Source organism: Nocardioides caldifontis (assembly GCF_008087345.1).
In the GTDB taxonomy this organism is placed as follows: domain Bacteria; phylum Actinomycetota; class Actinomycetes; order Propionibacteriales; family Nocardioidaceae; genus Marmoricola_A; species Marmoricola_A caldifontis.
Map to the genome: position 1 here is coordinate 239,753 of NZ_ML701736.1, position 11,424 is coordinate 251,176.

At 71.5% G+C, this 11,424-nt stretch carries 11 protein-coding genes and 2 pseudogenes; 5 read left to right on the forward strand and 8 right to left on the reverse strand.

Annotation, left to right across the window (positions count from 1 at the left end; all coding sequences use genetic code 11):
- Nucleotides 1–5: 5 nt before the first annotated feature.
- Entirely contained in the window at nucleotides 6–1,079 is a 1,074-nt protein-coding gene (locus FIP57_RS03940; protein WP_162529672.1) for a ScyD/ScyE family protein, read from the reverse strand.
- Nucleotides 1,080–1,586: 507 nt separating this feature from the next.
- Between FIP57_RS03940 and FIP57_RS24600 the strand changes: the two are divergent.
- Both FIP57_RS24600 and hsaB read left to right on the forward strand, forming a co-directional pair.
- Nucleotides 1,587–1,772 (forward strand): annotated as a pseudogene (locus FIP57_RS24600) (hypothetical protein); the annotation flags it as partial.
- A gap of 204 nt (nucleotides 1,773–1,976) precedes the next feature.
- Nucleotides 1,977–2,609, forward strand: a complete 633-nt coding sequence (hsaB, locus tag FIP57_RS03950; RefSeq protein ID WP_238993264.1) for a 3-hydroxy-9,10-secoandrosta-1,3,5(10)-triene-9,17-dione monooxygenase reductase subunit — start codon at nucleotides 1,977–1,979, stop codon at nucleotides 2,607–2,609.
- Here hsaB and FIP57_RS03955 read toward each other — a convergent pair.
- From FIP57_RS03955 to FIP57_RS03985, 7 genes are all read right to left on the reverse strand, one after another.
- Nucleotides 2,588–3,556, reverse strand: coding sequence for a DMT family transporter (locus FIP57_RS03955; RefSeq protein WP_148572197.1), 969 nt, complete (start codon nucleotides 3,554–3,556; stop codon nucleotides 2,588–2,590). The two genes, hsaB and FIP57_RS03955, sit on opposite strands and share 22 nt — an antisense overlap.
- Nucleotides 3,483–4,376 carry an HpcH/HpaI aldolase/citrate lyase family protein gene (locus FIP57_RS03960; RefSeq protein ID WP_275266129.1) on the reverse strand — a complete coding sequence of 298 codons (894 nt, stop codon included), beginning with the start codon at nucleotides 4,374–4,376 and terminating at the stop codon, nucleotides 3,483–3,485. The genes FIP57_RS03955 and FIP57_RS03960 overlap by 74 nt, the downstream gene beginning before the upstream one ends.
- On the reverse strand, nucleotides 4,373–5,437 hold the full coding sequence (locus tag FIP57_RS03965) for an HpcH/HpaI aldolase/citrate lyase family protein (protein ID WP_148572199.1): 1,065 nt from the start codon (nucleotides 5,435–5,437) through the stop codon (nucleotides 4,373–4,375). The genes FIP57_RS03960 and FIP57_RS03965 overlap by 4 nt, the downstream gene beginning before the upstream one ends.
- A gap of 111 nt (nucleotides 5,438–5,548) precedes the next feature.
- Entirely contained in the window at nucleotides 5,549–6,793 is a 1,245-nt protein-coding gene (locus tag FIP57_RS03970; RefSeq protein WP_148572201.1) for an MFS transporter, read from the reverse strand.
- Complete coding sequence (locus FIP57_RS03975; protein ID WP_148572203.1) at nucleotides 6,793–7,311, reverse strand: ArsR/SmtB family transcription factor; 519 nt, start codon at nucleotides 7,309–7,311, stop codon at nucleotides 6,793–6,795. Before FIP57_RS03975 ends, FIP57_RS03970 begins: the two co-directional genes overlap by 1 nt.
- 136 nt (nucleotides 7,312–7,447) lie before the next feature.
- Nucleotides 7,448–8,083, reverse strand: a complete 636-nt coding sequence (locus tag FIP57_RS03980; protein ID WP_148572205.1) for a TetR/AcrR family transcriptional regulator — start codon at nucleotides 8,081–8,083, stop codon at nucleotides 7,448–7,450.
- A gap of 111 nt (nucleotides 8,084–8,194) precedes the next feature.
- Nucleotides 8,195–8,989, reverse strand: a complete 795-nt coding sequence (locus FIP57_RS03985; protein WP_148572207.1) for an acyl-CoA dehydrogenase family protein — start codon at nucleotides 8,987–8,989, stop codon at nucleotides 8,195–8,197.
- Here FIP57_RS03985 and FIP57_RS03990 point away from each other — a divergent pair.
- The 3 genes and pseudogenes from FIP57_RS03990 to FIP57_RS04000 form a co-directional block, all read left to right on the forward strand.
- Nucleotides 8,946–9,620, forward strand: a pseudogene (locus FIP57_RS03990) (thiolase family protein); the annotation flags it as partial. The gene FIP57_RS03985 and the pseudogene FIP57_RS03990 overlap by 44 nt on opposite strands.
- Before the next feature lie 235 nt (nucleotides 9,621–9,855).
- The gene (locus tag FIP57_RS03995) at nucleotides 9,856–10,368 is read left to right on the forward strand and encodes a Gmad2 immunoglobulin-like domain-containing protein (RefSeq protein ID WP_148572209.1); all 513 of its coding nucleotides are present in this window, start codon (nucleotides 9,856–9,858) and stop codon (nucleotides 10,366–10,368) included.
- A gap of 324 nt (nucleotides 10,369–10,692) precedes the next feature.
- The gene (locus FIP57_RS04000; RefSeq protein ID WP_148572211.1) at nucleotides 10,693–11,343 is read left to right on the forward strand and encodes a slipin family protein; all 651 of its coding nucleotides are present in this window, start codon (nucleotides 10,693–10,695) and stop codon (nucleotides 11,341–11,343) included.
- The last annotated feature ends 81 nt before the right edge of the window (nucleotides 11,344–11,424 follow it).

Consider the following 11,424-nt stretch of genomic DNA (forward strand, 5'->3'; position numbering starts at 1 on the left):
CGCCGCTACGGCGTCGGGTCGAGGACCGCGACCTTGCCGGCCGGCGGCCCGGCCTCGGGCGGGAAGGTGTCGTAGGTGACGTAGAGCTTCCCCTTGTAGTACTCGACCGCTGACGGCTGGTTGAGCGGCTTGAAGCCACGGATCTTGCCGCCCTTGCCGATCTGCGAGATCCGGCCGCCGAACAGCTCGGCGACGTAGATCTTGCCGCCCTTGCCGATCGCGACGTTGGTCGCGCCCGCGAACCCCTTGGCGACGACCTTCTGCTTGCCGCTCCTCGGGTCGATCCGCACGACCTGGCCGCGTGCGCCGGCCGACGGGTCCTCAGGGCCCCCGGGCAGCAGGCTGACGACGAGCGAGCCGTTCTTCGCGACCTCGACGTCCGTCGGGACGGCCTCGAAGGCGGCCCTGCCGCCCACCGCGCAGTTCGGCAGCTCGAAGGTCTTGGCCAGCTTCTTGGTGATCCGCTCCTCGACGGGCTCGAGGACCGCGACGACCTTCACGCGCCCCTTGCGGTTCACGTGGAGGATGTCGTTGCCGGCCGCGTCGGCGACGTACCACCCACCGCCGGGCGCGTCGGCGACCGCGTAGGGGTGCGCCTCGATGATCCCCTTGTAGGGCTTCACCATGCGGGGCAGCTTCTGCCGGCAGCTCTTGCTGACGCCGAGGACGCCGTAGCGCTGGTCGCCGTCGGGGTTGCGGCTCTTCTCGAACTTGAGGAGCGAGGCGAGGTGCTTGACGTCGCCGTTCGCCTTCCGCAGCTTCAGAGCCGCCGTCGTGGGCGCTCCCTCGTCGTCGAACGCGGTGGTCGTGTAGACCACGCGCTTGCCGTCGACGACGAAGCCGGAGGCGTCCGGGACACCGGCGACGTTCTCGATCGAGCCGTTGCGGCGGACCCGGTCGATGGTGCCGGTGAAGTTCTGGGCGACGTAGATGCCGTCGGCGCTGACGTGCAGCCCGAGCGGGCCGACGAGGCCGTCAGCGATGACGTCGACGCTGGGCGCCGCCGTGGCAGGTCCCGCGGTGACGACCGCGGCAGTGGCGGCGGCGGTGAGGCCGACGAGTGTGCGGAGCGGTTTCAAGACAGGGTCTCCCAAGGTGAGGGGTCTGGACCGCGTGAGCGTCACACGCACCACTTCTCCCTCACCAGGGACCTAGAGCCTGACAGTCGAAGGCTGGGAGGTGCTATGGAGCCGTCACGACGGAGTCCGCGAGCACAGGAGCCCCGTCCCGCTCGACGTCCGCTGACGAAATGGTCGCGTTGACCAGAATACGACGTTCGTCCTGCCGTCAGGCGCAGGTGCGGATCGTCTCGCCCGGGAACACCACCCCCCGCGAACCGCCCCGTGAAGCCGCCGACCCGCGTGGCGTCGGAGCCGAGCAGTCCCTCGACGACGCAGCGCAGCACGATGCCGTAGGAGCACAGCCCGTGCCAGGATCGGGGCGGGCTCGAACGACATCGTCGTCGAGGACGTCTTCGTCCCCGAGGCGTTCACGCTGTCAATGGGCGACACAGGGCGTGCATCGGCCCCGGGCAGGAGGTCAACCCGGGCAACCTCTACAAGTTCCCGTTCCACTCGATCTTCACCATGACGATCTCAACGCCGCTCATTGGCGTGGCCTACGGCGCCTACGACAAGCACGTCGAGCGGGGGGAGCAGATCCCCCTCGACCTCCGACTCCGGGTCCGCCGTGACCGGGTGATCGCCAGCGAGCGGGCGGTCCCGGCGTTCGACATGATGTTCGAGGCGTCCGGCGGGCGGGCGCTCGCCGACGGCACCTCCTTGCAGCGGGCGTGGCGCGACGCTCACGCCGGTCGGGTGCACGCGGACAACGACCCGAGCGGGCGCTGCACGTGTACGGCTCGCTCCAGTTCGGCTGCGAGGGGCTCACGGTCGACGACGCGAAGTGGGTGGCCCGGGAGTCCACGGCGGTGAGCTACTGGGGTCACGACTTCGGCGGTGGCTAGGCTCGTCTCGATGTCGCAACCGTCGAGCCTCGAGCCGCCCGAAGGGATGAACCCGCAGGCGCGGGAGACCTGGCCGTCCCCGGACCTGATCGACCAGTTCCTGGGCGACTTCGACTTCCACTTCCGCCTGGGGGAGGAGACCCCCCTCCCGAGCGACGACCCGCGGACGCTCGCGGAGGCCCGCCACTTCCGTGACGTCCTGGGTCGGTTCTGCACGGGCGTGACCGTCGTGACCTCGATGAGCGGCGGCGAGCCGGTCGGCATGACGTGCCAGTCGTTCAGCTCGGTCTCGCTGTCCCCTCCGCTGGTGCTCTTCTGCCCGGCCAAGACGTCGCGGGCGTGGCCGCAGATGCAGCGCGCGGGGTTCTTCTGCGTCAACCTCCTCGCCGCTGGTCAGGAGGAGATCTCGAACCGGATGGCGTCCAAGGGGTCCGACAAGTTCGACGGCGTGCAGTGGACGACGTCGGAGACCGGCGCGCCGCTCCTCGACGGGGTCCTGGGCTACGTGGACTGCACCGTGCACGCGGTCCACGAGGCAGGCGACCACTACGTCGTGATCGGCAAGGTGCACAACCTCGGCTTCGGCCAGCCCGACGAGCCGCTGCTGTTCTACCGGGGCTCCTACACCGCCACCCGCGACTGAGGCGGCCGGCGCCGGGTCAGCGCCACGCCGGCCAGGCACAGCACGCCGCCGACGTACGCCAGGGCCGGCGGGACCTCACCGAGGAACGCCCAGCTCATGAGCACGGTGATCGGCGGGACGAGGTAGGTTGTGACGCTGAGCGAACCCGCGCTCATGTGCGTCAGGGCGTAGGCGTAGGTCGAGAACGCGATGGCGGTCGGGAAGAGCCCGAGGTAGACCAGCCACCACACGTCTGCGACCGAGGCCGCACCCACCCCGTCGACGAGGTCCCCGGTGAACGGCACGCACGCGACGGCGCCGACCGCGCAGGCGGTCCAGGTGATCTGGACCGCAGAGAGCCGCACGGTGAGCGGCTTCTGGAGGACCACGCTGATCGCGTACGCCGCGGCGGAGACCAGGCACAGCGCCACGCCCCAGGGGTCGCGCTGCTCGTGACCGCTGGTCGAGGTGGCGATGAGGACGACACCGCCGAACGCCACCACCAGGCCGGCACCGAGCCACACCGTGAGCCGCTCGCCGAGGAACGCCGCGGCCAGGAGCGCGACCAGGACGGGGGAGAGCTGGATCAGGAGCGCGGCGGTCCCGGCGTCCACCCGCCGCTCGCCGGCGTTGAGGGCGACGTTGTAGAGCCCGTACCAGAGCACCCCGATCGCGACCAGCCGGACCCACTCGCCGCGGGTCGGCGCCACCCACCGCCGGGTGAGGAGCACCGCGCCGAGCGCGAGGGTGCCGACCAGCAGCCGGCCGAGCGAGAGCGCACCCGGCGTGAAGATGTCGGCGAGGTGGCGGATGGCCACGAAGGCCGACGCCCACAGCACGAGCGTGGTGCCGACCGCGAGGAGCGGGAGGGCGGGGACCCTCGCCGACGACGGCTCAGCCAGCGGTGTCCGCCTCGAGCGCCTGGATCGCCTCGTGCATCGCGAGGACCCGGCGGGCCGACTCGACATGGAGGTTCTCGACCATCCGGCCGTTGTAGGTGACGACCCCGGAGCCGCTGCCCTCCTCCCACACCTGCAGGATGCCGCGCGCATCCTCGACCGCCTGCTCCGACGGGGCGAAGGCCTCGTTGGCGCCGGCGACCTGGCCGGGATGGATCAGCGTCTTGCCGTCGAACCCCATCTCGCGCCCCTGGCGGCACTCGGCGAGGAACCCGTCGACGTCCTTCACGTTGTTGTAGACGCCGTCGATGATCGCCTTGCCCGTCGCCCGGGCCGCGAGCAGCGCCAGCCCGAGGCCGGTGAGCAGCGGGTGCCGCCCCGGGACGTGCTCGGCGTAGAGCTCCTTGGCCAGGTCGTTTGTCCCCATGACAAGAACAGTCAGCCGGTCGGAGGCTGCGGCGATCTCCTCGGCGTGCAGCATCGCGACAGGGGTCTCGACCATCGTCCAGAGCTTGGTGTGCTCCGGTGCACCGGCCGACTCCATGCGGGCCACCAGGTCACGCACGGCCTCCGCGCTGTCGACCTTGGGGACGAGGACCGCGTCGGGCCCGGCCGCACAGGCGGCGGCCATGTCGTCGGCGTGCCACGCGGTGTCGGTGCCGTTGACCCGGATGACGATCTCGCGCCGCCCGTACTCTCCCGAGCGGGCAGCGGCACACGCGTTGTCGCGCGCGGTCTCCTTGGCGTCCGGGGCGACGGCGTCCTCGAGGTCGAGGATCAGCCCGTCACACGGGATCGTCTTGGCCTTCTCCAGCGCGCGCTCGTTGGAGCTCGGCATGTAGAGCACCGAGCGGCGGGGGCGGAACGTCTCCTGGGGGTCGAGGCTCACTGGTCCACCTCGATCGCGGCGTACTGCTTCGCGAGCCCCTCGTCCACCTTCGCCAGCTCCTCGGCGAGCTCGACCATGACCAGGCACTGCTTGAGGGAGGCGTCGTCCTCCATCTTGCCGTCGAGCATCACCGCACCGGTGCCGTCGCCCATCGCGGCGACGACGCGGCGGGCGTGGCGCACGTCCTCGACCGAGGGGGAGAAGACCTTGTTGGCGATGGCGATCTGCTTGGGGTGCAGCGACCAGGCGCCCACGCAGCCGAGGAGGAAGGCGTTGCGGAACTGGTCCTCGCAGGCAACCACGTCGGCGATGTCCCCGAACGGGCCGTAGTAGGGGTAGATGCCGTGCATCGCGCAGGCGTCGACCATGCGCGCGATCGTGTAGTGCCAGAGATCCTGCTGGTAGATCCCGCGGTCGCCCTCGATGTCGCCGTCCACGGGGTCCTGGCGGACGAGGTAGCCGGGGTGGCCGCCGCCGACCCGGATGGTCTTCATCCGCCGGTCCGCGGCCAGGTCGGCCGGTCCGAGCGAGATGCCCTGCATCCGCGGGCTCGCGCCGCAGATCTCCTCGACGTTCGCGACGCCGCGGGCCGTCTCGAGGATCGCGTGGACGAGGATCGGTCGGGTGAGCCCGGCCTTCGCCTCGAGCTGGGCGAGGATCCGGTCGACGTAGTGGATGTCCTCGGCGCCCTGCACCTTCGGGACCATCACCACGTCGAGCTTGTCGCCGATCGCCGGGACGAGGGTGGTGATGTCGTCGAGGAACCACGGCGAGTCGAGCGCGTTGACCCGGGTCCACAGCTGGGTCGGCCCCCAGTCGGTCTCCTGCGCGATCCGGACGAGCCCCTCGCGCGCGGCCACCTTGTTGTCGGCCTTGATCGCGTCCTCGAGGTTCCCGAGCAGCACGTCGACCTTGCCTACCATGCCGGGGATCTTCGCGGCCATCTTCTCGTTCGAGGGGTCGAAGAAGTGGATCGCCCGGCTCGGCCTCGCCGGGATCTCGCGCAGGGGCTCGGGTGCTCCGACGGCGAGCGGCCGGAAGAAGTCCTTGGCGCTGCGCAACTCGTCCTCCTCGTGGATGGTCCAGGGGTACGCCGCGGCGCGGCTCCCCGGACCGTACCAACGGGGCAACCGGCCCGGACACGGCTCGGACTATGAACTTTCCCACGCAGCTCAGGGGGAGACCGGCGACGGCGCCGGGTCGATCGGCACGCGGTCCAGGGTCCGCACCGAGCGGGACAGCAGCGGCGCCAGGGCGGCCGTGGCGATGACGAACGAGCTCGCCAGCAGGACGTCCTGGTGGCCGAAGGTCTCGCCGAGGGGTCCGTAGAGGAGCTGTCCGACCGGCATCGCGGCGTAGGAGCCCAACGCGTCGTACGAGTAGGCGCGGGAGAGCAGCTGCGGTTCGATGTTCTCCTGCATCGCCAGCGTCCAGGCGAGCGCGAACAGCTCGGTCCCGGCGCCCGCGACCAGCGCACAGCCGAGGAGGAGCCCGAGGTCCGGCCCGGTGCCCAGGACCGCGAGCGGGGCTCCGAGCAGGGCGACGCCCACCATCCCGAGCAGCAGGGGGCGACGCAGCCGCACCCGCAGCAGGAGCACGGTCATCAGGAGGAAGCCGAGCGCCTCGGCGGAGAGGACCAGACCCCAGCCGTCCTTGCCGATCGTGCGGTCGGCGACCGCGGGGCCGAGCGTGTAGAAGGCGCCGATGTGGACGGCGTTGATCACCGCGAACGCGACCACGACCACCCACAGCCAGGTGGTGCCGGCGAAGACCGTCCACCCCTCGCGGAGCTCGGCGACGAACCCCGGACGCTCCTCGGTGCGGGGGAGCGGTGGCAGGTCGACCGGGAGCAGCAGCAGGGCGGCCACCAGCCACAGGCACGCGTCGACGGCGATCGCCCAGCCGGCTCCCACGGTGACGACCAGGCCGGCGCCGATGGACGGGCCGAGCACCGCCAGCCCGTTCCGGCTGAGGGAGAGCAGGGCGTTGGCCTGCTGCAACGAGGCCCGCGGCACCAGGCTCGGCACGATCGCCTGCATCGCGGGCATCGAGACCGCGGAGACCGCGCCGTTGGCCGCCTCGAGGAGCAGGATCATCCAGAGCTCGGCTGATCCGGTGAGCACCAGGAACGCGACGGTTCCCTGGGTGAGGGCGGACAGGCTGTTCGAGAGCTGGAGGACGAGGGAGCGGGGGAGCCGGTCGGCCAGCACCCCGCCGTACAGCAGGAGGAGCACCATCGGCACCGTCCGCGCAGCGAGCACCTGGCCCACGGCGCTCGCAGACCCGGTGAGGTCGAGGACCGCGAAGGTGAGCGCGACCGTCGCCATCGTGGTGCCGAGCGTGTTGGCCACGCGGGAGGCGAAGTACCACCGGAACGCCGCGGCCCGCAGCGGTGCCAGTGCCTCGGCCCAGGTCATCAGGCGTCCATCCGGAACGCGGCGGCGGTCAGGTTGACGTGCCAGGTGCCGTCGGTCCGCGGCGGCCGGGCGGCGTCGTGGAGGAGCTCCGAGGCCCGGCGGACGAGTTCGCGGGCGTCCTCCCACACCGCCGGCTCCACCCACAGCTCGGCGTCGACCAGGATCCCCTTGCGCCGCCGGTCGCCGTGGCGGCGGACCAGCTCGTCGGCCATCGCCCGGACGTAGCCGCCGTGCTCGTCGGGCGTGGTGTCCCGGGGTTCAGAGCTCTCGCGCCAGGGATGGCGGTACTTCTTGGCGACGCCGCCGCGGATCCGCTCCTCCCCGGCGACCTCGAGCAGCCCGGCCTTCTCGAGGACCCTCAGGTGGTATGACGCGTTCGCCTGGGTCACGTCGAGCTCACGGGCGACCTCCGAGGCGCTGAGCTCGGCCCCGGTGAGCAGCGACAGGATCTGCAGCCGGAGCGGGTGGGCGGTGGCGCGCAGCCGTGAGGTCCTGCTGTCACCCTGGTCGACGCTCATGACCGCTCCTCCCGACTCTCCAAGAACCGTTTGACGGTAAGCCGGACGGGCGCGACCTGTCAAACGTATCTTTGGTGGCTGGGTGTGGTGTTGAGCCGCCCCTCGTGGCGCGCCACGAGGGGCGGCTCAACACTCTTCAGGCGGCGGGGCGGGACAGTGCGAGGACGACCCGGGGGAGCAGGTCCGCCTCGAGGCTCTGCGGGTCGAGCCCGCCGGTCTCGAGCTGCTCGTTGCCGAGGCTGTGCAGGTACAGCGCGATGACCGCGTCGGTGAGGTGGCGCATCGGTACGACGGGCTCGCGGTGCAGGAGCGTGAGGACCGCGTGCACCAGCTCCTCGATGCTGCCCTGCATCCGCCGGCTCTCGGCCTTGAACGTCTCGCGCGCCGTGGCGTCGCGGACGGCGAAGAGGGCGAACTCGTTCTGGATGAGGAACCAGCGCCGGCCGAACGGATGCAGTGCGCCAAGCACCTCGCGCAGCGACTCGAGGGTGAACTTCTCGGGCGAGACTCCCTCGAGCACCTCGCGCACCGCGGCGATCATCTGGTCGGCCTGGTGGGCGTAGACGTCGAAGAAGAGCTCGTCGATCCCGGAGAAGTTCGAGTAGAACGCGCCGCGGGTGTAGCCGGCTGCCGCCACGACGTCGTCGACGGTGACGCGGCGCAGGGCCTTCTCGGCGAACACGTCGGCGGCGGCCTCGACGATGCGCGACCGGGTGTGCTCACGGCGGCGCGGCAGCTGCTCGGCGCCGGCGAGCGGGGTCGGTCCGGTCATGGGCCCTCTCCCTCCCTAGGAGCCGGGCCCGTGACTCTCCCTCCCGGACCCAGTGACCACTCGAGACGGCACTGTACTCAGTGCACCAGTGGATCGGGTCCGCTCCGGCTGCTACGTCGCGAGGACCGCGGCGCGGTGGAGGTGCGCGGGGCCGAACATGGTGCCCAGGGCGTGGGCCCCCTTGAGCAGCAGGTGCGCGTCGTGCTCCCAGGTGATCGCGATCCCGCCGTGCAGCTGGATGGTCTCGGCGGCCACGTGGTCGGCTGCCTCGGTGCACCACGCCTTCGCGACCGACGCCTGCCGGATCAAGTCGGGCGCGCCGTCTGTGACCGCGACGGAGGCGGCGAGCGCGGCGCTGGCGACGGTCATGTCGGGCCCCCGCTGGGCCAGCCCCACCTGCTGGGCCGTGATGCAGGCGCAGCCGACGGCGTGCACGTCGCGGAGGACGTCGGTGGCGGTGGCCCCGATCCTGGTCGCCGGGGTGCGCTCGAGCGTCACGGTGGCCAGCCGGAGCGTCTGGTCCATGGTGGTGGTCCGTTCGCGCCGCACCCTCTCGGCGTCGGGCGCGACCTCGAAGAGCCCCACCCCGTCGGCGGTACGCGCCGCCACGAGCACGACGTCCGCGGTGTCCACGTCGAGCACGTGCGTGATGGTCCCGTCGAGCCGCCCTTCGTGGTGCACGACCGGCTCCTCGGCGCCCGGCATCCCCGTCGGCCCGGACCACGCCAGCGTCGCGGCGTGCTCGCCGGACGCGATCCCGGGCAGGAGTCGCGCACATGCTTCGGTGTCCCCGGAGCGCAGCAGAGCCTCGGCGGCCAGCAGGGTCCCGGGCGTCACGATCGACCGGCAGTGCGGCTCGTCGGTGCAGGCGGTGCACTTCGCCGCGCAGGGCGTCACGTCCGGCACTCAGGAGCTCGTCGTCGCCGGCGGGCTCCAGAACATGTCGGCGATCCCGATCTCGGCGGCGATGCTGGTCGGTCAGCAGTACGGCTTCTCGACCCCGTTCGCGGAGTCGCCGGGGTGGCAGGCAAGGTACGGCGACCAGGAGGTCAGCCAGTTCCGCAGCGCCGAGATGATCGCGGAGCGGTGGGCGATCAGCCGTGACGACATGGAGGCGTTCGCGTTCGAGAGCCACCAGCGGGCGGTCCGGGGCGACCGATGCGGGGCGGTTCAAGCACGAGATCAGCCCGCCGGGGATTTCGCCGTCGACGAGACCCCGCGCCGCGCAACCACGCGCGAGAAGATGGCCGGCCTCCAACCGCTCGCCGAGGGCGGGCGGATCACCGCCTCCGTCGCCTCCCAGATCTGCGACGGTGCCGCCGCGCTCCTCCTCGCCTCCGAGCAGGCCGTGAAGGACCACGGGCTCACCCTGCGGGCGCGGATCCACCACCGCTCCATGCGCGGCCACGACCCTGTCTGGATGCTCACCGGTCCGATCCGCGCGACGAAGTACGCCCTCGAGCGGACCGGTCTCACCGTCGACGACATCGACCTCTTCGAGTGCAACGAGGCCTTCGCCTCCGTCGTGCTCGCCTGGGCCAAGGAGACCGGCGCACCGCTCGAGCGCACCAACGTCAACGGCGGTGCGAGGGCGGGGGGCAGGCGAACGTCACGATCATCGAGCGGCTCTGAGCGCGATTCCATCAGTGCTCCGACACGCACCGATGCTCCGCAACGCTTCGGGTTCGAACTGTCGACGGAACGTCCGCGCAGGAGCAGGATGGCCACGTGGGCACACTGCGTGACCACGTTCGCGACGGGAGGGACCGGCCATGGCCTTGGTGACGGACGTGCGCGTGCGACAGCCGCGCAAGGACGACGTGGTGGGCGACGAGATCGTCGTCGCCGGCATCGGCGCAGGGTTCGAGGGGACGATCGGGATCCGCGTGCTCGGGCCGAAGGGCAAGGTGCTGGGCCAGGGCTTCGCGCAGTCGAGCGGCGGCGGGATCGGCGTCGGGGACTTCTCCGCGCGCGTGCGGCTGGACGACAAGCCGCGTCCCGGCACCCGGCTCACCGTCCAGGTGTTCGGCGACAACCCGGGGCTGCCGAACGAGGGCCCGAGCCCGGGGTTCAACACCCGCGAGGTAGACGTGATCTGCTTCCCGGGCGCGACGGGGTTCCTGATCTACCGCGTCGAGTCGGGCGACACCCTGACCGCGATCGTGCGGAAGGTCAAAGCGTTCACGAAGGTGACGGTCGCTCAGATCGTGAAGGCGAACCCGCGCATCGAGGACCCCGACGAGATCCAGGTCGGGTGGCGGCTCAGGATCCCGTTGCAAGGCTGAACAAACCGTTCGCCTTCCGCCGACAGACCTGTCACCCTCTTCTGCGGCGGGACCAGCAGCCGGGGCGGCGTACCTCTCCCGGTCCTGCGCGTCGCACCCCGTCACCACCCGCCCTCACAGGGGCGCTCGGCATGCGGGAAGACCGCTTGGGGTTCAACTCCTCACCTCGGTCCCGGCCGGTGGAGCCCGCGACTCGTCGACCCTGCGGTCGGCACGGTCAGCACGACGTGCCACACCCCGTCGTGAGCCGCGCCATCCGCCGGGGCCACCCGCGACACCAACGATTTCACCGACGGTCGACAAGAAAGAAGGGAGGCGGCCGTCATGCTCAGGACGAAGATCACCGTGGACCAGCACGAGCGGGTGCTGGCCTACCGCGACGGACGCCTCGAGCGGGTCCTCGGGCCCGGCCGCCACCCGCGGCAGAGCCGGACCGAGCTCGTGCGGATCGACATGCGTGAGCGGCTCGTCGGCCTCGCGCCGCAGGAGGTGATCACCGCAGACGGGGTGAGCCTGCGGGTGACGGCCGCGATGGTGTGGAGCGTCAGCGAGCCCGTCGCGTTCCACGAGCGCTCGGCGTCGCCTGACGCAGTGGTGTACCTCGCCGCCCAGCTCGGGCTGCGCGAGGCGCTCGCGACTCTCGACGTCGACGCGGTCCTCACCACCGGCCGGCGCGAGGTCGCCGAGGCGATCACGTCCGCGGCCGCAGCGGCGGGCGAGCCGGTCGGCATCACGGTCCGGGAGGCGCTCGTCAAGGACGTGATCCTCCCGCCCGAGCTCCGCGCGGCGTACAACGAGCTGGTCTCCGCGCGTCAGCGCGGCAAGGCGCAGCTCGAGGCCGCGCGGGCGGAGACCGCGGCGCTCCGGTCGCTGGCGAACAGCGCCAAGCTGCTCGACGAGCACCCGGCGCTCGCACGGATGCGGCTCGTCCAGGCGGCGAGCGGCACGATGCTGTCGCTGTCGCTCGACACCTAGAAGCCGCGCAGCCTGGCGTGGGGGGCCGGGCCCCCCCCCCCCCCCCCACCCGCCGCCCCCCCCAACCCACAGTGTTGGCGC